Raw genomic sequence first — 22068 nt, 5'->3', positions numbered from 1 at the left:
CTCGGACAGCAGAAAGGCGCCTTCCCAAAGGAAGACGCCTTTTCCTAAATACCAAACTAAAAAAGCTGTTTAGCCTTCAGCGTAGGTCGAAATATCCGGGCAGGAACAGACGAGGTTCCGGTCCCCCCAGGCATTATCCAGACGCCCGACCGGCGACCAGTATTTCGACGTGTCCACACCGCGGGGGAAACACCCCGCCTCGCGGCTGTAGGAACGGTCCCACGCGCCAGCCAGATCCGCCGTGGTATGCGGCGCAAACCGCAGCGGGCTGGCCTCCATCGCCACACGCCCGGCTTCAATTTCGGCAATCTCCGCGCGAATGGCGATCATCGCATCGCAGAAGCGATCCAGTTCACCCTTCCCTTCAGATTCCGTCGGCTCGATCATGAACGTCCCCGCTACCGGGAAGCTGACCGTCGGCGCATGGAACCCGTGGTCGATCAGACGCTTGGCGATATCGTCCACCGTTACACCGACCGTATCCTTCAGCGGCCGCAGATCAACGATGCATTCATGCGCCGTAAAGCCGTTCGTGCCGCGATACAGAACCGGATAATGCCCTTCCAGACGCGACGCGATGTAGTTCGCATTCAGGATCGCCATCGTCGTCGCCTGACGCAGTCCCTCGTCGCCCATCATCATGATGTAAGCAGCGGAGATCGGCAGAATAGACGCGGAGCCGTAAGGTGCCGCGGACACCGCAATACCATGCTGCCCCGGCAGATAGGGTGCCAGATGCTTGCCCACACCGATCGGCCCCATGCCCGGCCCGCCGCCGCCATGCGGAATGCAGAACGTCTTGTGCAGGTTGAAGTGCGACACATCCGCGCCATACAGCCCCGGACGCGCCAGACCAACCTGCGCATTAAGGTTCGCGCCATCCAGATAGACCTGCCCGCCCGCTTCGTGGACAAGCTCGCAGATCTCGACGATCCGCTCCTCGAACACGCCATGCGTGGACGGATACGTAATCATGATGGCCGCCACGCGCCCGTCATGCTGCGCGATCTTCGCCTTCAGATCCTCGACATCGACATTGCCATTCGCATCGCAGGCCACAACGACAACCCGCATTCCGACCATCTGCGCCGAAGCCGGATTGGTCCCATGTGCGGACGCCGGAATCAGGCAGACGTCGCGGTTCTCATCCCCACGCGCCCGGTGATAACCCCGGATCGCCAGAAGCCCGGCATACTCCCCCTGCGCGCCGGAATTCGGCTGAAGCGACACGGCGTCATACCCCGAAATCGCACAGAGCGTGCGCTCCAGATACGTGAACAGCTCGGCATAACCCTGAACCTGATCGGCGGGCGCGAACGGATGAATCCGCGAAAATTCCGGCCAGGTGATGGGGATCATCTCAGCCGTCGCATTGAGCTTCATCGTGCAGGAGCCCAGCGGGATCATCGTCCGATCCAGCGCCAGATCCTTATCCGCCAGCGCGCGCATGTAGCGCAGCAGATCCGTCTCGGAACGATGCGCATGGAACACAGGATGCGTCAGCAGCGGCGCCGTCCGGGACAGGCCCTCCGGTAGCGCATCCGTCACCGAAAGCGCCTGCTCGACAGACGCCAGATCCGCACCCTCACCCGCAAACGCCGCCCAGACCGCACGGATCGTTTCCGGCGCCGTGGTCTCGTCACAGGACACACCAATCCGGCCATTCCCCGCATCGCGCAGATTGATGCCGGACGCCACGGCCCGCGCCAGAACCTGCGGCGCAGAAGCACCAACCTGAACGGTGATGGTGTCGAAGAACACGTCCGTCTCAACATTCGCGCCCAGAGCTTTCAGCCCGGCAGACAGGATCGACGCCATCCGGTGCGTGCGTGCGGCAATCGCCTTCAGCCCTTCCGGACCATGATACACCGCATACATGGACGCGATGATCGCCAGAAGCGCCTGCGCCGTGCAGATGTTGGATGTGGCCTTCTCGCGGCGGATATGCTGTTCGCGCGTCTGAAGCGCCAGACGATAGGCGGGCTTGCCCGCACTGTCGCGCGACACGCCAACCAGACGCCCCGGCATATGCCGCTTGAACGCATCGCGCGTCGCCATGAACCCCGCATGCGGGCCACCAGCCCCCATCGGCACGCCATAACGCTGCATCGAGCCGATCGCGATATCCGCGCCCAGCGCGCCCGGACTTTCCAGCACCACGAGCGCCAGCGGATCACAGGCCAGAGCCGCAATCGCACCCTTCTCATGCAGCGCCGCAATCACGCCGCGCAGATCCCGCACCTGCCCCGAAGAGCCCGGATAGGACAGCAGCGCACCAAACACGGAGGACGCATCCAGATCCGTCTCCGGATCACCCACGACAATATCCCAGCCCAGCGGCTCGGCCCGCGTGCGGATCACAGCAACTGTCTGCGGATGCGTGTCGGCATCCACGAAGAACGCCGTTGCTTTCGACTTGCCCACACGCTGCGCCAGCGCCATGGCTTCCGCACAGGCCGTGCCCTCGTCCAGCAGGGACGCATTGGCGATATCCAGCCCCGTCAGATCCGCCACCAGCGTCTGAAAGTTCAGCAGCGCCTCAAGGCGGCCCTGGCTGATTTCAGGCTGATACGGCGTATAGGCCGTGTACCAGGCCGGATTTTCGAGAATGTTCCGCTGGATGACCGGCGGCAGAACCGTATCGTAATAACCTTGGCCGATCATGGAGGTCAGAACCTGATTGCGCGACGCAATCTGACGCAGACGCGCCAGCGCATCCTGCTCGGTCAGGGCCGCACCAATCCCGTGATCCCCGCGATCGAGAATGGCGGCCGGAATGGTCCGGTCGATCAGGTCATCGAGACTGGACGCGCCAACGACCCGCAGCATCTCCCCGATTTCGGAAGGACGCGGGCCGATATGGCGGGAGCTGAAATCTTCGGTCTGGGCAGGCCACAAGGTCGTCACAGGCAGGTTCTCTGGCATTTCATGAAAAGCGGAGGCAGGAATTTGGGACAGGCTGAAAGAAAAACGGGGCCTGCCAGCGCAGACCCCGCGAGCCTCAGAGGCTCTTGTACTGCTCGGCCGTCAGTAGGCCCTTGAGGTCGTCCGGGTTGGAAACCGTCATGCGGAAGATCCAGCCCTCGCCTTCCGCATCGCGGCCCACCAGCGTCGGATCATCGGACAGCGCTTCGTTGAAGCCCGCCAGCGTACCCGCCACCGGTGCATAGATGTCGGAGGCCGCCTTCACGGATTCGACAACCGCGGCCGCATCACCGGCAGCAACTTCCGTGCCCTCGTCCTTGGCTTCAACGAACACCAGTTCGCCCAGCTCTTCAGAGGCATGCGTCGTGATGCCAACAGTGGCCTGATCGCCATCGACGCGGATCCATTCATGGGACTTCGTGTAATAGGTCGTCATTGCTGCTTTTTCCTGATCTGAAAGTCTACTGTAAGTTCAGCGCTTGAAGCCGGGTGCCACGAACGGCATCGCCCGCACATGCAGCGGCACATACTTGCCCCGCAGTTCCGCAAAGACGGGTGTGTCCAGCGCCGCATGATCCGACGCGACATAGCCCATCGCAACAGGAGCCTTCACGCTCGGGCCAAACGCCCCGGACGTAACCACCCCGATTTCCTTCTGTCCCTCGGCATCGGCAAAGAGCTTCGCCCCTGCCCGCACCGGAGCCCGACCTTCCGCCAGCAGACCCACGCGCTTACGCGACACGCCATCGCGCGTCTGCTTCAGCACAACTTCCGCACCCGGATAGCCACCCTCGCGGGAACCGCCCTCACGACGCGCCTTCTGGATCGCCCAGCCCAGCGAGGCTTCAACCGGCGTGGTCGTGACATCAATGTCATTGCCATACAGGCACAGTCCGGCCTCAAGACGCAGCGAATCCCGCGCGCCCAGACCAATCGGCAACACATCCGGCTGCGCCAGGATTGCGCGTGCGACCTTCTCGGAATCCGCGCCCGCACAGCCAATCTCGAACCCGTCCTCGCCCGTATAGCCGGACCGCGACACCGTCACCTTCACGCCCGCGAGTTCCGTCTCGATCACATCCATGAAGCGCATGTCCTTCACGGCCGGGCAGAGCGGTGCCAGAGCCGCTTCAGCCGCCGGACCCTGAAGCGCCATAAGACCGCGATCAAACTGGCGCGTCACAACACACCGATCAGACAGCGCCTTCTCGATCCGGTCTGCGTCCTGAACCTTGCAACCCGCATTCACGACTACCAGCAGATCATGGCCCATATTCGCGACCATCAGATCGTCCAGAATGCCACCCTCGTCATTAGTCAGCAGTCCATAACGCTGACGCCCGGCGGCAAGCCCGACATAATCGGCAGGGACCAACGTCTCAAGCGCGGCGGCCGCGTCCTTCACGTCGCCGCTTTTCGCAGCAATGCGGATCTGCCCCATATGGGACACGTCGAACAGACCGGCCTTCTCGCGCGTATGCAGATGCTCCGCCATCAGCCCCGCAGGGAACTGGATCGGCATCTCAAAGCCTGCGAACGGCACCATTTTCGCGCCAAGTTCCAGATTCAGATCGTAAAGGGGAGTACGCTGGAGGGAATCGCTCATACGAAAAAGCCCGGTCCATTCTCTCTAAAGACGTGAAGATGCAGACGCCCCCGGCACTCCGCAGAACGCGGCCGGAAAAACGTCGCCCCTTCTGTCCTTTCGCCTGAGATCGCTATCCCGTCGGCGGATGCGTCAAGCGCACCTCTCTCCAGAATGTCCTGACCGACTCGGTCCTTTGGCCTGAGAGTTTCCGGGGCGGTTGCTCCTTCGGCGCCAGCCTCTCGGCCGGTCTCTCCCGTGTCGGTCACCCCAATCCTGCCAGTTTCCGAAAAACTCCGCAATCGTTACGATCGCTCCTGCGTTGTGTCCCGAGACCTTAAATGCACAAAGGAGACCTCCATGGCTGGCGAACTGACGGTCATTGCCGAATTTGAGACCACACCGGCAACCTATGACAGATTTCTCAAGGTCTGCGCCTATGACAGCGAACGCTCCGTCGCCGACGAATCCAGCTGCCACAGCTTCACGGTCCTCTCCCCCGAAACGGAAGCCGATACCGTCATCCTCGTAGAAGTCTATACCGACCGCGCAGCCTTCGAAGAACACCTCAGGACCCCGCATTTCGAGGTCTTCGCAAACGCTGTAAAAGAACTCGACATCAAGGAACGCAGCGTCCGCTTCCTGAAGAAAAGGGCTCCCTGAACAATGCATCTTTCAAACACGAAACGCCTCCTCACCATCACCCTCCTATGCGGCACGGTGTCCGCCTGCGCGTCCCATCCGCAGCATAATCCGCGCACCCGTCTGATCGGTATCCCCAACCCCGCCAGCGTCTATTGCACGCAGCAGGGCGGCCGACATGGCGACGTGCGGACTGCGGGCGGCGAAACCGGCACCTGCACCTTCCCCCCCAATCAGATCTGCGACGAATGGACGCTCTACCGCGAACACCGCTGCGTCGCGCCTCTGGCCAAGATGAAACCCTGATTTTCCAGCCCGGTCAGGCCCGAACGGGGCCGCCGGGTTTTTCATTTTCCAAATGCATAACATGTTATGCATTTCATCCACATGTTCCCCGGAATCCGCATGACCGCCCTGTCTCCCCTGAGCGCCCTGACCACACGCACCACCAGACTCTTCACGCTCTTGCTGGAACGCGACCTCAAAAAGACGGGCCTTCGGATCGGTCAGCTTCCCGTGCTGCAGGCCCTGCAGGACGGAAAGGCGCTCAATCAGAAAGCCCTCGCGGATTTTGCGGATATCGAACAGCCGGGCATGACGACACTGCTCGCCCGGATGGAGCGGGACGGCCTGATCCAGCGCGAACCAGACCCAACAGACCGCCGCAGCACACTGGTCACACTGACGCCGGACGGCCAGCGGAAAAGCCGGAATATCGTTCCCATAATGGAACATTTAACCGACACAGCACTCAAGGGGTTTACACCCCTTGAACGCGATATTCTCGTAACACTTCTGGAACGGATCAACAGCAGCCTGAAAGAGCAACTGTAACCGCCTGCCCCTTTAATGAAGAGGCAGGCGCGATATCATTTTCCGGTCTTCGGAAGATGTTCGGCAATATAGGGTGGCAGATTGAACGCCCCGACATGGATCTCCGGCGTCCAGTAGCGCGTCGTGCCCACGATCTTCGCAGCGTCCGCACGGGCGCGGATCTGCTCAACCGTCTGCGTGTTCGGCGCCTGCCCCTTGGAGGCCACACCCAGCGTCATGAACCCGCCGACATAGGTCGGGACAGCCGCGACATACGCACCGACATGCGGGAAGAACTTTGCACGACGCAGGCTCGTCTCATGCAGTTCATCAGCCTGCATGAACGGAACGCCACACTGGTTCACGATCAGACCTTCGTCCGAAAGGATGCGCGCGCAGTTGCTGTAGAACTCATCCGTGAACAGCACTTCGCCCACACCGATCGGATCGGTGCTGTCGACGATGATTACGTCGAACGACCCATCAGCCGCCTTCAGAACATAGTCGATGCCGTCGCCGACAATGACCTCGGCGCGCGGGTCGTTCCAGGCATCTCCGGCAATGTTCGGCAGATACTGCTTGGACAACTCGATCACAGCACCGTCGATCTCGACCATGACAGCCTTCTCGACCGTCTCATGCTGCAACACGCGACGCAGAACGCCACCGTCACCCGCACCGATGATCAGAACGCGCTTCGCACAGGGATGCGCCAGCAGAGGCACATGCGTCAGCATTTCCTGATAGACGAACTCGTCACGCTCGGTGATCTGGATGACACCATCCAGAACCAGCACGCGACCGTGGCTGGAGCTTTCGAACACCACCACGTCCTGAAAATCGGATTTTACCCGTGCGAGTTCGCGCGTAACGAGAAAACGCTGTCCCCAATCCGGGTACAGTGTCTCGTTGAGCCATGTTTCAGCCATGGATCATCGTTTCCTTGTCGGAGTATATTGAAAAAGGGCCGGTTTTATCCGGCCCTTTCATCAGTTCAGACCGCTTTTGCGGCCTTGTCCTGCACGCGGCCGCGCCGCATGGCGTCGACCTCGATCCGGCCAGCCTGAAACAGGCGCTGCATCACCGGAATCGACAGGTTCGGATCACACACACCGCACATGAACACGTCCACAGCGGCATAATTCCGTTCCGGCCACGTATGGATCGAAATATGGCTTTCCGCCAGCACGATCACGCCCGACACGCCGCCATTGGGCGTGAAGTGGTGAAAATGGCTGTGCAGAATCGTCGCGCCAGCTGCAACCGCAGCTTCACACAGCGTTTCATCGATCCGCATCGGATCATCGAGATTCCGGGCGTCCCAGAAATCGATCAGCAGGTGATTGCCAGCAAAACGCTCGCCATCACGCTCAATGAAGTAATCTTTGCGCTCATCCTCGACGAAGTGAGCGGCGCTGTTCTGGATATCTCTCGGGAGTTCCGATACCATCCCCAGTTGAGCAAGTGCGTTCATCACGTACCCCCAAACCAGTAGACAGCCTGTTGGGCAAAGAATGCCCCCTTGGGCCAGGAAGCGCGCTAGTTACCGGCCCCTCCCCCCTGATGCAAGCACTTTATGGGGCGATTCCCCAATATGTCACATATCTTTTTCGCCCCATGTCCCTGTTGCATGAGAAAGAGGTTTTCCCTTTCCTGCACACAGGGCTGAGACCAAAAATTTCACAAATCCCCGAGCCCCGAAAACAGTTCGGGCGCCGGATCTGCGGGAAGCGAATCCCCCCAAATCCCGACGCCCGACAGACGCTGATACGTCCCGATCCAGAGAGGCCGAATCCGGCCCTCCAGACCCCCCTGATCAGTTCTTGGTCTTGTCGACCAGCTTGCCCTTGGCAATCCACGGCATCATCGCACGCAGCTTCTCACCGGTCTTCTCGATCTGGTGCGCGTCGTTGCGGGCGCGGATGGCCTTGAAGCCAACGCCACCGGACTGGTTCTCAAGGATGAAGTTACGAACGAACGTGCCGTCCTGAATGTCCGTCAGAACGCGCTTCATCTCGGCTTTGGTTTCCGCCGTGATGATGCGCGGCCCCGTCACATACTCACCATACTCCGCAGTGTTGGAGATGGAGTAGTTCATGTTGGAGATGCCGCCTTCGTAGATCAGATCCACGATCAGCTTCATCTCGTGCAGACATTCGAAATAGGCCATTTCCGGCGCATATCCGCCTTCAACCAGCGTCTCGAAACCAGCGCGGATCAGGTCAACGACGCCACCGCACAGAACAGCCTGTTCGCCAAACAGATCGGTTTCGACTTCTTCTTTGAAGGTCGTCTCGATGATGCCTGCACGGCCGCCACCATTGGCGCTGGCATAGGACAGGGCGATTTCGAGCGCATTGCCCGAAGCGTTCTGCGCCACGGCCACGAGGGACGGAACGCCACCGCCACGCTGGTATTCAGAACGAACCGTATGGCCCGGGCCCTTCGGCGCGATCAGGAACACGTCCAGATCCGGACGAGCTTCAATGATGCGGAAATGGATGGACAGACCATGTGCGAAGGCAAGGGCTGCGCCCTGCTTCAGGTTCTTCTCAAGGCTGTCCTTGTACAGGGCGCCCTGACCTTCATCCGGCGTCAGAACCATGACCACATCGGCCCACGCGGCTGCGTCTTCCGGGGACATGACCTTGAAACCAGCCTCTTCAGCCTTCTTGACGGCAGAAGACGTCGGACGCAGGCCAATGACGATATCCGTCAGGCCGCTGTCCTTGAGGTTGTTGGCGTGAGCGTGACCCTGGCTGCCATAGCCGATGATCGCGACTTTCTTGCTCTTGATCAGATTCAGATCGGCATCGCGATCATAATATACCCGCATCAGACAGGCTCCTTGTTAAGGTGAAAGACTGAAGGACCGCGCCCAATGGCGGCAATCCCGGTGCGCGAAACCTCGGCCAGACCAAGGGAGCGCATCAACTCGATGAACGCGTCGATCTTTTCGGGCGATCCCGTCAGTTCAAACACGAAACTCGTGGCCGTCGTATCCACTGGGCGTGCGCGGAACGAATCCGCAATGCGCAGGGCCTCCGTCCGGCGCTCGCCGGACGAGACAACCTTCACCAGCGCAAGCTCACGCCCCACATACGGACCTTCTTCCGTCAGGTCGCAGACGTCATGCACCGGAATCAGACGCTTGAGCTGCGCCTTGATCTGTTGGATCACCATCGGCGTGCCCGACGTCAGCACCGTGATGCGCGAGAGCTTCTGCTCCGCATCCACCAGCGCCACCGTCAGGCTCTCGATGTTATAGCCACGGCCGGAAAACAGGCCCACCACGCGGGCCAGCGCGCCACTTTCGTCCTCGATCAGGACGGAAATGACCGAATTCTGGATTGTCTCCGTCATCAGACCAGCATCTTCCCTTCTTCGGTCAGTCCCGCCGCTTCGGAATCCTGATCCGGACCCAGCAGCATCTGGTTGTGCGCCGCACCCGATGGGATCATCGGATAGCAGTTCTCGCCTTCCGCCACACAGATATCGGCCACGACCGGCCCATCATGCGCCAGCATCCGGCGAATCACGTCATCCAGTTCGCCCACATGCGTCGCCCGCATCCCGGTCGCATGGAACGCTTCGGCCAGCTTCACGAAATCCGGCAGTGCTTCACTGTAGGACTGCGAATAGCGCGAGCCATGAAGCAGTTCCTGCCACTGACGGACCATGCCCATATAGTGGTTGTTCAGGATGAAGATCTTCACCGGCAGGCGATACTGCGCGATCGTTCCCAGTTCCTGAATGTTCATGAGCGTGGACGCCTCACCGGCGATGTCGATCACCAGCGCATCCGGATGCGCCACCTGCGCGCCCACGGCGGCTGGCAGACCATAGCCCATCGTTCCCAGACCACCGGACGTCAGCCAGCGGTTCGGCTTGTCGAACTGGAAGTGCTGGGCCGCCCACATCTGGTGCTGCCCGACTTCGGTGGACACGAACGTATCACGACCCGTTTCCTTCGCCAGTTCATACAGACGGCGAACCGCGTGCTGCGGGCGAATGACGGCAGACGGCGCCATGTCCTGCGTAAAGCCAAACCCGTCCACACTCCGCCAGGACGCGATCTGGTTCCACCAGGTCGACAGATCCGGCGCAGGCGTCTCACCCCAGCCTTCGAGCAGAGCTTCAAGCGTATCGCGCACATCGCCTTCGATCCGCACATCCACCGGCACGATCTTGTCGATCTGGCTCGGGTCGATATCGGCATGAACCTTGAACGAATTGGGCGAGAACGCATCCACACGCCCGGTCACGCGGTCATCGAAGCGCGATCCCAGAGCGATCAGCAGATCACAGCCATGCGTGGCCATGTTCGCCTCGACCGAACCATGCATCCCCAGCATGCCAAGGAACTGCGGATCAGGAGACGGAAACGCCCCCAGCCCCATCAGCGTGGACGTCACCGGAAAGCCGGTTTTGCGCGCCAGACGACGCAGCAGGTCCGACGCTTCCGGCCCGGAATTGATGATGCCACCGCCCGTATAGAAGAGCGGACGCTTCGCCGTCTTCATGGCTTCGAGGGTCTGGGCAATCGCCTCCGCATCCGGCCCACCCTGATGACGCAGCCGCTGGAGGCGCGACAGTGCAGGCTTCGTCAGCGGCGCCTTGCCAACCGTGATGTCCTTGGGCAGATCCACCAGAACCGGCCCCGGACGCCCTGAACGCGCAACTTCGAACGCCTCACGCACGATCTGTGCCAGCGTTCCGGGCTCCCGGACGAGATAATTGTGCTTGGTCGCAGGGCGCGTGATGCCCGTCGTGTCGGCTTCCTGAAACGCATCATTGCCGATCAGCTTCGTCGGCACCTGACCCGCCAGACAGACGAGCGGAATGGAATCCATCAGCGCGTCCACAAGCCCGGTCACGGCATTGGTCGCCCCCGGACCCGACGTCACCAGAACCACGCCAACCTTGCCCGTCGAGCGCGCATAGGCCTCTGCCGCATGAACGGCGGCCTGCTCGTGACGCACAAGAATGTGTCGAATCCGGTCCTGCTTGAAAAGAGCATCGTAAATCGGAAGGACAGCCCCACCCGGATATCCGAATATGACCTCCACACCCTCTTCATCGAGAACGCGCAGAAGCACTTCCGCGCCATTCAGCGCCTCGTTGCCTGTTCCTGCGTCTCTTTCAGCAGCCGTCACCGTTTCCTCCCAAGGTATGAGCCGCCGGATTTAGGACGACAACGCGGCGGCGTCAACTCGTTCCGATATAAAGTTCTCTATTTTTTCATAATGACTTTCCGAATCTTGCGTGAAATGGGTATATCTACGCAACGAAATCATTGCATCACCCTCTTTTCCCAACGCATGATGCCGGAACCACGTCGCCTGCCGCCGCGTATAGCGTCCAATGGCAAGGACCGCAGATTTCCGCGCGTCCTCAAGCGTTTCCTTCCCCCGCAGAACGGAGGCCAGTTCAGGCACGCCATGAGCACGCATGGCAGGTAGAACCGGATCAAGCCTTCGCTTCAGCAGACGGGACACTTCCTCCAGTGCCCCGTCCTCCAGCATCTGCCCGAATCTGAAGTCGATCGCCCGGCGCAACCCCTCCCGTTCGGGATCAAGCTGCACGGACACAAACCGGCACGGCGCAGGCGGCAGACCCGGCTGCGACCGCCACCAGACCAGCCCATGCCCCGTCCCCGCCCAGACCTCCCAGGCCCGCGAAATCCGCTGCGTGTCGTTCGGACGCAGACCAGACGCCGTTTCGGGATCAACCTGCATCAGACGCGCATGAAGCGCCTCCGGCCCGATCTCCTCCGCCAGCCCCCGCGCTTCGGTCCGCGCAGCCTCTCCGGGGTCTGGCACCTCCACCAGACCATCCGTCAGCGCCCGCAGATACATCCCCGTCCCGCCGCACAGGATCGGCATGCGCCCCACGGCCCACGCCTCGTCCATTTCCCGCAGGGCTTCGGAGCGCCACCAAGCCACACTTCCCGGTACCGCAGCATCCAGAACGCCGTAAAGCCGGTGCGGGACAGCAGCCTCATCCGCGTCGTCAGGCCGGGCCGTCAGAATCCGCAGATCACGATAAACCTGCATGGAATCCGCGTTGATAACCGTACCGTCAAAGCGTCGCGCAAGATCGAGCGCCAGTGCTGACTTGCCGGAGCACGTCGGTCCGGCCACAATGATCGCAGTTTTTGTTGTCTTCGGGGCGTTCATTCTCCCCTCCTGCCACACGTGCCGGACCGTTACGAGATCTCATGTCCCTTCCTGCCGTCCTGACCCTCATCGCAGACCGGAAATCCGGTCCCCTCAAACCCGAGGCCATCGACATCGCCCGCGCGCTCGTCAAGGGTAACGCGCCGATCGTCCTGTCTCCGGGCGAAGCGGTCGACATTCCCTGCCCGCCGCCGCGCCCCGGTTCGGCCAACATCACCACGATCCGCGCAACCCTCGCGCCCTATCGTGTCGATGCGCTGTTTCTCAAAACACGCGGTCGCCGCCGAGCCGTCCTCGTCGCGGACATGGACAGCACCATCGTCACTGGCGAAACCCTGGACGAACTGGCGGACCTTCTGGGCTGCGGGGAAGACGTCGCAGCCATCACCCGCGCTTCGATGAACGGCGAGTTGGATTTCGAAACCGCACTCGAACATCGCGTGGCCCTTCTGGCCGGAAAGCCCGCTTCGGTTCTCGAACAGGTCTGGGAATCCGTCACCCTGACGGAAGGAGCCCGGGAACTCGTGCAGACCATGCGCAAGCATAATGGCCGGACGGCTCTCGTCTCTGGCGGCTTCACATGGTTCACCCAACGCGTGGCCGAGCTTTGCGGATTCGACGAAAACTACGGCAATGAACTGGAAATCGAGGACGGCAAAATCACCGGCCGTCTCGCTGGCCCGATCCTCGGCCCCGACGCCAAGCGCGATCATCTCGAACGCCTGACCTCAGAGCGCGGCGTGCAGCTTCGCGCAGCCCTGACAACCGGCGACGGCGCCAACGACATCCCCATGCTCGCCAGCGCGGGCCTCGGTCTGGCCTTCCATGCCAAACCGAATGTCCGCCGCATCATTCCCACCCAAATCAACTTCGCCAGCCTGCGCGCGCATCTCTTCGCACAGGGCTATCATGCGAAGGATTTCGTCACGGACTGACCGGGCTCAAACCCGCAGAATACGAAAAAGCCGCCGGAGAGATTCTCCGGCGGCTTTTTTTGATCAGTATCCCCAGGTGTAAGGCGGCACACCCGAATAGGACGGCGCGGCGTAATAACCAGGAGCATAACCCGGCGCATATCCGTATCCGCCGTACCCACCACCATAGCCATAAGGCGAAGCCTCGATCGCCATGCCGGTCGCAACGCCAAGTCCGACACCAAGGCCCCAGCCGCCCCAGCCCCAGCCGCCGCCCCAACCCGGCATCCCCCAGCCATAGCCGAACCAGCCGGGTCCACCCCAACCGTTCCAGCCACCCCAACCCGGATAGCCCCAGCCGCCAAAGCGCGGCCCACCCCAGCCTCCGCCCCAGCCGCCACCACGGAACCCCCAGCCGGGACGGCCACCGCCATAGCCACCGCCGCCCCAACCTCCATGATATCCACCTCCGGGAGGGCGGAACCCACCTCCGCCCGGACCATGAAAGCCACCTCCCATGCCGACGGGCCTCATCCCCCCGCCCATACCACCACCGTGAAAGCCCCCACCGGGGCCTCCGCCGCCATGAAATCCACCGCCTCCGCCCGGTCCCCCCCCATGCTGGGCAAAAGCGGGAACGGAAATCGTGGACGCCAGCAAGGCCAGCATTAGTGCAGCGGCCGGTCTATATGTGAGGGTCATGGCAAGTCTCCTGCGGGAAAGCCCGATCATGTTTTCCATATCGGCATTACCAGATCGTGTAGGAAGAGGGCCTTTCCATGACGAAACAACTTGTTTCACGTGAAACACTTCCGTCACCTTCGCTTCCGCTTCGCGCCCAGATGCCCCCCAAGGCTTTCCAGCGCCAGACGAAGCTCCTCGTCCTCGATATCCAGCACTTCGATCTGCAACGGTTTCGGACGCTTCGGCGTCGGTCGCTCGAACGCCACCAGATCCTGAACAATCTTCAGACGCTCGATCCCATACTCGCCCCGCAGCCCACAGGCCACATTGATGCGCTCAATGATCTGCGGCGCCAGATGCTGAAGCTCCATGGCAATCGGCCCCGCACAGGCCAGCGTCAGCGTTCCCGCCGACAAACGGCGCGGTTCGGTCTGTTTGGACAGACGCGGGCCGACGAAATCCGCCCAGTCCATCATCAGGCGTGCCAGAACCGGCGGCTTCTTCTTGAAGACAGGCTGCGTCAGCGCCTGAACGAAAGACCCGATCTGCTTCGTGCCAGAACGACGCGGCGTCCAGTTACGATCAGGCGCGGGCACCCAGCCATCAGGCTCCTGCGCCGGTTTCTTTCGGGCCGTATTTCGCAACGGGCGCTTGTCCGAACCGCGATCCTTCGTCATATCCGTTCCCGTGACTCCTGATGCATCCGCCCTGCTGCGCTGGTACGACCACCACCGCCGCGCCCTTCCCTGGCGCAGCCTGCCCGGCCAGCGTCCAGACTCGTATGCCGTCTGGCTGAGCGAGATCATGCTCCAGCAGACGACCGTCAAAGCCGTCATATCCTATTACGAGCGCTTTCTCACGCATTACCCTACAGTCCAGGACCTCGCGGCGGCCCCGCTCGAAGACGTCCTGCACCTCTGGGCTGGCCTCGGCTACTATGCCCGTGCCCGCAATCTCCATGCCTGTGCGAAACGGGTCTCCGAACGCGGCGGCTTCCCAGACACGGTCACAGAGTTACTGACCCTTCCCGGAATCGGGGCCTACACGGCCCGCGCCATCGCCGCCATCGCCTTTGGACGCCCCGTTGTCCCCGTCGACGGCAATGTCGAGCGCGTTACGGCCCGCCTCAACGCAACCGAAGAACCGCTCCCGGCTGCACGCCCCCTTCTGGCGAAACAGGCCGCCCTCCTGAACGCCGACCCTGTCGCCCAAAGCCGTCCCTCCGACTTCGCACAGGCCCTGTTCGACCTCGGCGCAACGATCTGCACACCCCGCAATCCTGCATGCCTGACCTGCCCCTGGCAGACCTCCTGCATCGCCCATGCCCGCGGAATCGCATCCCAACTCCCGGCCAAACAGCCCAAACAGACACGCCCCACCCGTTACGGCGTACATTTCCTCCTGCACGATTCCAGCGGTCAGATCCTGCTGCGAACCCGCCCTCCCACCGGCCTTCTGGGCGGCATGGACGAGCTTCCCGGAACGGACTGGCGCAGCGCACCCTGGAGCGAAGACGAAGCCCTCACCCATGCGCCCTGCCTGACCAACTGGACCCACAGAGGCGAAATCCGCCACGTCTTCACCCATTTCACCCTGTTCCTCACGGTCTATGAGGCTTGCCTTCCACAGGGCCATAATGCAGGGATCGATTCCTCTTTCGGGACGTTCCGTTCAACGAAACGCGCCGCTCTGCCCGGCGTCATGAAGAAATGTCTGGCTCTCACCCAACAGCCTTCGGAGACATGATGACTGAGACCCCGCCGACACTCCGCCTCTGGTTCATGGACTGGTTCGGCTGGATGCTCGATCATAATTCCGTAAGGGACGCCCTCGACCGCACCCCCTTTCAGGAAGGCCGCCTTCCGGGTCTCAGCACCGCCGTTCCCTTACCTTTCCAGCTTCCCTGCCCTCCGGTTCTGGAAAAGCGGGTTTCAATGCCCCGCCCTTTTCCAGAAATGGAAATGCAGGAATTCCCCCCAAACCGCGTGGTCTTTTTCATTCCGCGAACCGGCACCTATCTAAGAAGCTCCCCTCTTGGTCCAGAGCCCGTAGATTTTTGGGCCCCTAAGCCAGGAGAATGGGAAATTTTCTTTCCCATGACCGTCGAAATGTTGCGTGGATTGTCTCTGATCCTCAAACCCAACACCGTAAAACTGCAAGACGACGCGGGGAATACCCTGCCTACCCCCACGCTCCAGCAAGGATTCGTGCTCCAGTTTGGCGACAGGACCCTCCCATTGTTCCTGAACACGACAACCCTGATCCAGATCGGCCAGATCATGCCAGGCGCCATCGCCAAAATCGCACTGACATGGGATGCCGACGCCCAACCTGTCAATTTTACCGTATCCCGCGAAACACCCACCCAATCAGAAATAGTATAAAAATATCCCCATAAACGAAATATATGGAAATATTTCTCCTATATATTCGACACACCATGACAAATTCTGCTATTTAAAATACCTGAACAAGACCATTCCAGTCCTTATCATTTTTACAGAAATTATCTGTCTGTATTGTATTCTCCCTCACGTGAAAGGGTTTTTTCAATTAATTGTAATTTTTGATCGATGTCCTTCACAGACAGAATTTTTGTTCTAAACATTTATGCGTCTGAAGCAGGCGGGTATTTCATACGAAGCCGGTCTGTTTTCCGGCTGTCATGGGAAGATATGTCGCCAACTGGTTCTTTTCTTGCCGTTTTCAGGGACCGTCTCAACGGACCGGACCGTTTATTGTCTTACCCCACCCATTATTTAACGACAGACAATCGCTATCCCGGATTTTATGATTTTCCGCTCTCCTTGACAGTACATCATCCCTCGCAACCCTGCTTCAGACACCAGCCCGCAACCTGCCATCCGCCTGTCTCTGGTCAGATGACTGCATGGTCCTGTCAGCACGCCAGACCATCCAGTCATCTGACCGTCCCTATGGCTCTTGAGGTATCGAAATCATGACCTACACTGTCGGACATTATCTTTCCGAACGCCTGACGCAGATCGGCCTGAAGCATCATTTTGCCGTCGCAGGTGACTACAACCTCGTTCTGCTCGACCAGATGATCGAACAGGGCGGCACCAAGCAGATCTATGACTGTAACGAGCTGAACTGCTCCTTCGCCGCCGAAGGCTATGCCCGCGCCAATGGCGCCGCCGCAGCCATCATCACCTTCAGCGTCGGCGCCATTTCCGCCATGAACGGTCTGGGCGGTGCTTACGCCGAGAACCTGCCGATCCTCGTGATTTCCGGCGCGCCAAACACTAACGATCACGGTTCGGGCCACGTCCTGCATCACACGATCGGCACGACCGAATACAGCTACCAGATGGAAATGGCGAAGCACGTTACCTGTGCCGCCGAAAGCATCACCTCCGCCGAAACAGCCCCGGCGAAGATCGACCACGTCATCCGCACCATGCTGCGCGAGAAAAAGCCAGCCTATCTCGAAATCGCCTGTAACGTCTCGGCCGCGCCATGCGTCCGTCCGGGTCCGGTGTCGTCCCTGCACGCTCATCCGCGCCCTGACGAAGCCAGCCTCAAGGCCGCTCTGGACGAAAGCCTGAGCTTCCTCGACAAGGCCAGCAAGGTCGCCATCCTCGTCGGCACCAAGCTGCGCGCTGCCGAAGCCCTCAAGGAAACGGTCGAACTGGCTGACAAACTCGGCTGCCCCGTCACGGTCATGGCCGCAGGCAAGAGCTACTTCCCCGAAACGCATCCGGGCTTCCGTGGCGTGTACTGGGGCGATGTCAGCAGCCCGGGCGCACAGGAGATCATCGAAGGCGCGGATGCCGTGATCTCCCTTGCACCGGTCTGGAACGATTACTCCTCGGGTGGCTGGCAGAGCGTCGTGCGCGGCGAAAAGGTTCTCGAGGTCGATCCGGACCGCGTGACCGTCAACGGCAAAACCTTCGACGGCTTCCGCCTCAAGGAATTCGTCAAAGCCCTGAGCGAGAAGGCCCCGAAGAAGTCCGCAGCCCTGACCGGCGAATACAAGCCCGTCATCCTGCCGAAGGCCGATCCGTCCAAGGCACTTACCAACGACGAAATGACCCGCCAGATCAACGAACTGGTCGATGGCAACACCACCCTGTTCGCAGAGACCGGCGACTCATGGTTCAACGCCATGCGTATGCACCTTCCCGAAGGCGCGAAGCTTGAGACGGAAATGCAGTGGGGCCATATCGGCTGGTCCGTTCCGTCCATGTTCGGCAACGCCACCGGCTCGCCGGAGCGCAAGCATGTTCTGATGGTCGGTGACGGCTCCTTCCAGCTTACCGCGCAGGAAGTGGCCCAGATGGTCCGCTACGAACTGCCGGTCATCATCTTCCTCGTGAACAACCACGGCTACGTCATCGAAATCGCCATCCATGACGGCCCGTACAACTACATCCAGAACTGGGACTACGCCGCTCTGATGCAGTGCTTCAATCAGGGCGTCCCCGGCGAGGAAAGCGGCAAGTACGGTCTCGGCCTGCATGCCACGACGGGCGAAGAACTGGCCGAAGCCATCGCCAAGGCCAAGAAGAACACCCGCGGCCCGACCCTCATCGAGTGCAAACTCGACCGGACGGACTGCACCAAGACACTGGTCCAGTGGGGCAAGGCTGTTGCAGCCGCAAACTCCCGCAAGCCCCAAAATACCTGATCAACACCTGATCATAATCAGGTCTCTAACGAAAAACCCCCGTGTCAGACACGGGGGTTTTTCTTTTGTACCGTATAAAAACCTGACAACCATCAGAGCAGACGCGCGACCTTCATGAACAGAAACGTCACACTCATGAAAACGAAACAGACAATGCCTGCCTCAACGGTCCCCAAAGACCCCTGAGCCAGAAACATTCCACCGGTATTCATGCCGAAGAACCCGGTTACGAATGTCGCGGGCAGCATCAACGTGGTCCCGACCGAGACGATATACAGCCGCCGGTTGGTCTCTTCCGCCTGATTGGACCCGAGTTCGTCCTGCAACGACCGCGCACGGTCCTGAAGCGCGATCAGATCGTCCAGCGCCGCATGAACCTGCCGCTCCGCACGGTCCCGGAGTTCGTCCTCCGCCCAGTCCGGAAGATCCAGATCCTCGTCTTTCAGAACACGGTCAATTGGCGTCACGACCCGGCGCAATTCGGTCGCACGACGACGCACCTTGCCCACGATACTGCCCAGATGCCCCAGATCGGAGCGATGCTCGATCAGCAGAAGCACATCTTCCGCCCGGTCCAGCTCATCATCCAGATGCCCGAGCTGACGCCGCACGGTCCCGGTAAATTCCCGCAAGGCACGATCAATAATCCCCGCAGGCGTTTTGGGAATCTGATCCGGCCTCAGGGAACGATAGGCCGCCCCCAGCACCGGAATGGGATTACGCCGCGTCGTAATCAGCAGATCGGGGCGCATCGCAAACCGCCAGGCACAGATCTCCCGGTCCTCTTCGGACAGCGCATCGTCAAAAGCGGGCAGCGCGCCCCAGATCAGATCCTCGAACGCCTCAAGCGCAATGCCATATTCCGTCTCGGCCAGCATCGCGCAGACGTCTTCGGGCAAATCCGGCAGATGCGCGACATACCCCCGCGCCGAACTGTGCACCGTATCGAAATGCAGCCAGTACCAGCCTTCATTCTCAAGCGGGCGTCCCGGCGCCAGAAGCGCCTCCACCTCAGCCGATCCCAGCGTCCGCAGTTCCTGCCCCGGAACGGCGTGCACGGCCCAGACAAGTCCGTTCGCGAACGCAGGCGCGCCGGTTTCCTGATGCTGTGGGTCCAGAACCGTGAAGGGGAAGTTGTAGGCAGTGCTGTCTGACACGACATCCTCCTGTTTTCAGGGGGTTCAGGACCGGCAGAACCGGCATGCAGGTTCAACAGAAACGACGGGGCAACGCGCCCTCTCCGGCTTCTCGCATGCCCTGCATACAGACGCAATATACCCGCCTTTCCGCACCCAAACCGTCACGAAAATGCAACTCCACCCCAAACAGACAGTTAAAACACCATATCGCAATGAGTCAGCCCCGACATAAGGGCGCGCTCCTCCGGAAAGGAATATCCATGTCCATCCGCACAGCATTCTTCGCCACAAGTTTTCTGCTCGGCACCGCAATCGCCGCTCCTGCAATGGCTCAGGCTGTCAGCGCACCCAGCAACGACCAGCCACAGACCTCGACCTCCGCGATCCAGAAAGCGCAGAACTCTACGGTCAGCCAGCCGAACAACGCCCTGCCGACCAATCCGCGCACCATAACGGAACAGCCGGACCAGCCCGCTCCCGCGGCCCCCAGCCCCATGACCCGCAGCACGAACGAAACCGGCCCCGTCCCGTCGAACCAGAAGGACGTACACACGCTTCCCGGCAAGCACCATCACACGCATAAAAAGACGTCCGCCCCAAGCAAGACGTCCGCGCCGGAATAAGAGGTAAAAGCCTATTGCCGGGCCCGCCCTTTGCGCGGGTCCGCCAAGCCTTTATACAGGCAGCCATCCAAAGATGGGCAGCAAGGGCCATTTCATGACGACGCAGGATTACAAGGTTCGCGACATTACTCTGGCAGATTGGGGCCGCAAGGAAATCTCCATCGCCGAAGGCGAAATGCCGGGCCTGATGGCTCTTCGCGAAGAGTACAAGGACACACAGCCGCTCAAGGGCGCCCGCATCGCCGGCTGTCTGCACATGACCATCCAGACCGCCGTTCTGATCGAGACGCTGATCGACCTCGGCGCCACGGTCCGTTGGTCGTCGTGCAACATCTTCTCCACGCAGGATCACGCCGCCGCCGCCATCGCCGCCGCGAACATCCCCGTTTTCGCTTGGAAGGGCCTGACAGAAGAGGAGTTCAACTGGTGCATTGAGCAGACCATCCATGGTCCCGATGGCTGGACGCCGAACATGATCCTCGATGATGGTGGCGACCTCACCATCATGATGCACGACAAGTACCCCGAAATGCTCAAGGACGTGCGCGGCATCTCCGAAGAGACGACCACGGGCGTGCATCGTCTGTGGGAAATGTCCAAGAAGGGCACGCTGAAGGTTCCGGCCATCAACGTGAACGACAGCGTCACGAAGTCCAAGTTCGACAACCTGTATGGCTGCCGTGAGAGCCTCGTGGACGCGATCCGTCGCGGCACGGACGTCATGATGGCTGGCAAGGTCGCCGTGGTTGCCGGTTACGGTGACGTGGGCAAGGGTTCCGCTGCTTCCCTGCGCAACGCAGGCTGCCGCGTGCTCGTGACAGAAGTCGATCCGATCTGCGCCCTTCAGGCCGCCATGGAAGGCTATGAAGTCGTCACGATGGAAAACGCAGCCCCGCGCGGCGACATCTTCGTCACCTGCACCGGCAACGTGGACATCATCACGATCGACCATGTGCGCGAGATGAAGGACCGTGCGATCGTCTGCAACATCGGTCACTTCGACAGCGAAATCCAGGTCGAAGCCCTGCGCAACTATCGCTGGAACAACATCAAGCCGCAGGTTGACGAGATCGAACTGGCGCCGAACCGCCGCATCATCCTTCTGTCCGAAGGCCGTCTGGTGAATCTGGGCAACGCAACGGGCCACCCGTCCTTCGTGATGTCCGCGTCCTTCACCAACCAGACCCTGGCACAGATCGAACTGTGGACGGCAAAGCCCGGCCAGTACGAGGTCAAGGTCTACACCCTGCCGAAATCTCTGGACGAGAAGGTCGCTGCCCTGCACCTCGCAAAGGTCGGCGCAGAACTTTCCAAAATGTCACAGAAACAGGCGGACTACATCGACGTTCCCGTCAACGGTCCGTTCAAGCACGAAGAATACCGCTACTAAGACGAGGCCGGTCAGGAAGGGCGAAACCCCGGTTGCGCCCTTTCCCGATTTCCTTAACCAACAGGAGTTACACTCATGGGTCTTTTCAGCACGATCATGTCCAAGATCTTCGGACATGCAGAAGCCGCCACACCCTCCACCACAGCCGCTCCGGCTGATGCTGCTCCGGCCGCCGCAGCAGCCCCGGCAGCAGCGCCCGTGGATGTGGACGCCGTCCTGTCCGGTCTGGCAGCAAATGCTGGCCAGCCGCTGAACTACAAGACTTCCATCGTGGATCTCCTGAAGCTGCTCGGCCTCGACAGCTCGCTCCAGTCCCGCAAGGAACTGGCAGGCGAACTGCATTATTCGGGCAGCACGGACGACACCGCAACGATGAATGTCTGGCTCATCAAGCAGGTCTATGCCGAACTGGCCAAGAATGGCGGCAAGGTTCCGGCTGACTGGACGCACTGATCCGCGTCCTCTCCATCACGAAAAAAGCCCGGCTGGTGATAGCCGGGCTTTTTTTTATGAAACGTTGACC

General features: G+C 60.7%; 22 protein-coding genes and 2 riboswitches. Of the genes, 10 read left to right on the top strand and 12 right to left on the bottom strand.

Going from position 1 to position 22068, the window contains the following annotated elements; translation table 11 throughout:
* Positions 1-69 precede the first annotated feature (69 nt).
* The 3 genes from gcvP to gcvT form a co-directional block, all read right to left on the bottom strand.
* Positions 70-2925, bottom strand: a complete 2856-nt coding sequence (gene gcvP / locus HKD28_RS05370) for an aminomethyl-transferring glycine dehydrogenase (RefSeq protein ID WP_194267401.1) — start codon at positions 2923-2925, stop codon at positions 70-72.
* A 76-nt stretch (positions 2926-3001) separates the two neighbouring features.
* Positions 3002-3361: a glycine cleavage system protein GcvH gene (gcvH, locus tag HKD28_RS05365; protein WP_194267400.1), complete on the bottom strand. Its 360-nt coding sequence runs from the start codon at positions 3359-3361 to the stop codon at positions 3002-3004.
* Between the two features lie 36 nt (positions 3362-3397).
* Complete coding sequence (gene gcvT / locus HKD28_RS05360; protein WP_194267399.1) at positions 3398-4531, bottom strand: glycine cleavage system aminomethyltransferase GcvT; 1134 nt, start codon at positions 4529-4531, stop codon at positions 3398-3400.
* An 81-nt stretch (positions 4532-4612) separates the two neighbouring features.
* Positions 4613-4689: riboswitch (glycine riboswitch) on the bottom strand.
* Positions 4690-4779: riboswitch (glycine riboswitch) on the bottom strand.
* A gap of 91 nt (positions 4780-4870) precedes the next feature.
* Between gcvT and HKD28_RS05355 the strand changes: the two genes are divergently transcribed.
* The 3 genes from HKD28_RS05355 (at position 4871) to HKD28_RS05345 (ending at position 5986) form a co-directional block, all read left to right on the top strand.
* Positions 4871-5173 carry a putative quinol monooxygenase gene (locus tag HKD28_RS05355; protein WP_194267398.1) on the top strand — a complete coding sequence of 101 codons (303 nt, stop codon included), beginning with the start codon at positions 4871-4873 and terminating at the stop codon, positions 5171-5173.
* Between the two features lie 3 nt (positions 5174-5176).
* Positions 5177-5458, top strand: coding sequence for a putative hemolysin (locus tag HKD28_RS05350; RefSeq protein WP_194267397.1), 282 nt, complete (start codon positions 5177-5179; stop codon positions 5456-5458).
* A 99-nt stretch (positions 5459-5557) separates the two neighbouring features.
* Positions 5558-5986 carry a MarR family winged helix-turn-helix transcriptional regulator gene (locus tag HKD28_RS05345; RefSeq protein ID WP_235993309.1) on the top strand — a complete coding sequence of 143 codons (429 nt, stop codon included), beginning with the start codon at positions 5558-5560 and terminating at the stop codon, positions 5984-5986.
* Between the two features lie 35 nt (positions 5987-6021).
* Here HKD28_RS05345 and speE read toward each other — a convergent pair whose 3' ends face one another.
* From speE to miaA, 6 genes are all read right to left on the bottom strand, one after another.
* Positions 6022-6894 (bottom strand): polyamine aminopropyltransferase, encoded by an 873-nt coding sequence (speE, locus tag HKD28_RS05340; protein WP_099285901.1) that lies wholly within the window; start codon positions 6892-6894, stop codon positions 6022-6024.
* Positions 6895-6959: 65 nt separating this feature from the next.
* Positions 6960-7439 carry an adenosylmethionine decarboxylase gene (speD, locus tag HKD28_RS05335; RefSeq protein WP_099285902.1) on the bottom strand — a complete coding sequence of 160 codons (480 nt, stop codon included), beginning with the start codon at positions 7437-7439 and terminating at the stop codon, positions 6960-6962.
* Positions 7440-7781: 342 nt separating this feature from the next.
* A complete protein-coding gene (gene ilvC / locus HKD28_RS05330; protein WP_099285903.1) occupies positions 7782-8801 on the bottom strand; it encodes a ketol-acid reductoisomerase in 1020 nt (339 codons plus the stop codon).
* Positions 8801-9328: an acetolactate synthase small subunit gene (gene ilvN, locus HKD28_RS05325; protein WP_099285904.1), complete on the bottom strand. Its 528-nt coding sequence runs from the start codon at positions 9326-9328 to the stop codon at positions 8801-8803. The genes ilvC and ilvN overlap by 1 nt, the downstream gene beginning before the upstream one ends.
* Positions 9328-11121 (bottom strand): biosynthetic-type acetolactate synthase large subunit, encoded by a 1794-nt coding sequence (gene ilvB / locus HKD28_RS05320; RefSeq protein WP_194267395.1) that lies wholly within the window; start codon positions 11119-11121, stop codon positions 9328-9330. The genes ilvN and ilvB overlap by 1 nt, the downstream gene beginning before the upstream one ends.
* Positions 11122-11151: 30 nt before the next feature.
* On the bottom strand, positions 11152-12144 hold the full coding sequence (gene miaA / locus HKD28_RS05315) for a tRNA (adenosine(37)-N6)-dimethylallyltransferase MiaA (protein ID WP_194267394.1): 993 nt from the start codon (positions 12142-12144) through the stop codon (positions 11152-11154).
* Between the two features lie 41 nt (positions 12145-12185).
* Between miaA and serB the strand changes: the two genes are divergently transcribed.
* Positions 12186-13079: a phosphoserine phosphatase SerB gene (serB, locus tag HKD28_RS05310; RefSeq protein ID WP_194267393.1), complete on the top strand. Its 894-nt coding sequence runs from the start codon at positions 12186-12188 to the stop codon at positions 13077-13079.
* Between the two features lie 63 nt (positions 13080-13142).
* Here serB and HKD28_RS05305 read toward each other — a convergent pair whose 3' ends face one another.
* Positions 13143-13760: a hypothetical protein gene (locus tag HKD28_RS05305; protein ID WP_194267491.1), complete on the bottom strand. Its 618-nt coding sequence runs from the start codon at positions 13758-13760 to the stop codon at positions 13143-13145.
* Between the two features lie 113 nt (positions 13761-13873).
* Positions 13874-14419 carry a DUF721 domain-containing protein gene (locus HKD28_RS05300; protein WP_194267392.1) on the bottom strand — a complete coding sequence of 182 codons (546 nt, stop codon included), beginning with the start codon at positions 14417-14419 and terminating at the stop codon, positions 13874-13876.
* A gap of 10 nt (positions 14420-14429) precedes the next feature.
* Between HKD28_RS05300 and HKD28_RS05295 the strand changes: the two genes are divergently transcribed.
* From HKD28_RS05295 to HKD28_RS05285, 3 genes are all read left to right on the top strand, one after another.
* On the top strand, positions 14430-15488 hold the full coding sequence (locus HKD28_RS05295) for an A/G-specific adenine glycosylase (protein ID WP_194267391.1): 1059 nt from the start codon (positions 14430-14432) through the stop codon (positions 15486-15488).
* A complete protein-coding gene (locus HKD28_RS05290; protein ID WP_194267390.1) occupies positions 15485-16126 on the top strand; it encodes a hypothetical protein in 642 nt (213 codons plus the stop codon). The genes HKD28_RS05295 and HKD28_RS05290 overlap by 4 nt, the downstream gene beginning before the upstream one ends.
* A 575-nt stretch (positions 16127-16701) precedes the next feature.
* Positions 16702-18393 carry an alpha-keto acid decarboxylase family protein gene (locus HKD28_RS05285; protein WP_194267389.1) on the top strand — a complete coding sequence of 564 codons (1692 nt, stop codon included), beginning with the start codon at positions 16702-16704 and terminating at the stop codon, positions 18391-18393.
* Positions 18394-18485: 92 nt separating this feature from the next.
* Here the strand turns inward: HKD28_RS05285 and HKD28_RS05280 are convergent, their stop codons facing one another.
* Positions 18486-19550, bottom strand: a complete 1065-nt coding sequence (locus tag HKD28_RS05280) for a transporter (protein ID WP_194267388.1) — start codon at positions 19548-19550, stop codon at positions 18486-18488.
* A gap of 242 nt (positions 19551-19792) precedes the next feature.
* On the opposite strand from HKD28_RS05280, the gene HKD28_RS05275 reads away from it, so the two are divergent.
* From HKD28_RS05275 to HKD28_RS05265, 3 genes are all read left to right on the top strand, one after another.
* Positions 19793-20155, top strand: coding sequence for a hypothetical protein (locus HKD28_RS05275; RefSeq protein ID WP_194267387.1), 363 nt, complete (start codon positions 19793-19795; stop codon positions 20153-20155).
* Between the two features lie 94 nt (positions 20156-20249).
* Positions 20250-21545 (top strand): adenosylhomocysteinase, encoded by a 1296-nt coding sequence (gene ahcY, locus HKD28_RS05270; protein WP_062107190.1) that lies wholly within the window; start codon positions 20250-20252, stop codon positions 21543-21545.
* Positions 21546-21620: 75 nt separating this feature from the next.
* Positions 21621-21998 carry a DUF3597 domain-containing protein gene (locus HKD28_RS05265; protein ID WP_194267386.1) on the top strand — a complete coding sequence of 126 codons (378 nt, stop codon included), beginning with the start codon at positions 21621-21623 and terminating at the stop codon, positions 21996-21998.
* The last annotated feature ends 70 nt before the right edge of the window (positions 21999-22068 follow it).

Origin of the sequence: Gluconobacter cadivus, from assembly GCF_015244745.1 — a bacterium.
Lineage (GTDB): Bacteria > Pseudomonadota > Alphaproteobacteria > Acetobacterales > Acetobacteraceae > Gluconobacter > Gluconobacter cadivus.
This window is presented reverse-complemented; position numbering and strand designations above follow the sequence as displayed.

Bases quoted from the DNA above. Each gene is read 5' to 3' on its own strand.
- gcvP (WP_194267401.1), bottom strand. From the start codon at position 2,925: ATGCCAGAGAACCTGCCTGTGACGACCTTGTGGCCTGCCCAGACCGAA.
- gcvH (WP_194267400.1), bottom strand. From the start codon at position 3,361: ATGACGACCTATTACACGAAGTCCCATGAATGGATCCGCGTCGATGGC.
- gcvT (WP_194267399.1), bottom strand. From the start codon at position 4,531: ATGAGCGATTCCCTCCAGCGTACTCCCCTTTACGATCTGAATCTGGAA.
- HKD28_RS05355 (WP_194267398.1), top strand. From the start codon at position 4,871: ATGGCTGGCGAACTGACGGTCATTGCCGAATTTGAGACCACACCGGCA.
- HKD28_RS05350 (WP_194267397.1), top strand. From the start codon at position 5,177: ATGCATCTTTCAAACACGAAACGCCTCCTCACCATCACCCTCCTATGC.
- HKD28_RS05345 (WP_235993309.1), top strand. From the start codon at position 5,558: ATGACCGCCCTGTCTCCCCTGAGCGCCCTGACCACACGCACCACCAGA.
- speE (WP_099285901.1), bottom strand. From the start codon at position 6,894: ATGGCTGAAACATGGCTCAACGAGACACTGTACCCGGATTGGGGACAG.
- speD (WP_099285902.1), bottom strand. From the start codon at position 7,439: ATGAACGCACTTGCTCAACTGGGGATGGTATCGGAACTCCCGAGAGAT.
- ilvC (WP_099285903.1), bottom strand. From the start codon at position 8,801: ATGCGGGTATATTATGATCGCGATGCCGATCTGAATCTGATCAAGAGC.
- ilvN (WP_099285904.1), bottom strand. From the start codon at position 9,328: ATGACGGAGACAATCCAGAATTCGGTCATTTCCGTCCTGATCGAGGAC.
- miaA (WP_194267394.1), bottom strand. From the start codon at position 12,144: ATGAACGCCCCGAAGACAACAAAAACTGCGATCATTGTGGCCGGACCG.
- serB (WP_194267393.1), top strand. From the start codon at position 12,186: ATGTCCCTTCCTGCCGTCCTGACCCTCATCGCAGACCGGAAATCCGGT.
- HKD28_RS05305 (WP_194267491.1), bottom strand. From the start codon at position 13,760: ATGACCCTCACATATAGACCGGCCGCTGCACTAATGCTGGCCTTGCTG.
- HKD28_RS05300 (WP_194267392.1), bottom strand. From the start codon at position 14,419: ATGACGAAGGATCGCGGTTCGGACAAGCGCCCGTTGCGAAATACGGCC.
- HKD28_RS05290 (WP_194267390.1), top strand. From the start codon at position 15,485: ATGATGACTGAGACCCCGCCGACACTCCGCCTCTGGTTCATGGACTGG.
- HKD28_RS05285 (WP_194267389.1), top strand. From the start codon at position 16,702: ATGACCTACACTGTCGGACATTATCTTTCCGAACGCCTGACGCAGATC.
- HKD28_RS05275 (WP_194267387.1), top strand. From the start codon at position 19,793: ATGTCCATCCGCACAGCATTCTTCGCCACAAGTTTTCTGCTCGGCACC.
- ahcY (WP_062107190.1), top strand. From the start codon at position 20,250: ATGACGACGCAGGATTACAAGGTTCGCGACATTACTCTGGCAGATTGG.
- HKD28_RS05265 (WP_194267386.1), top strand. From the start codon at position 21,621: ATGGGTCTTTTCAGCACGATCATGTCCAAGATCTTCGGACATGCAGAA.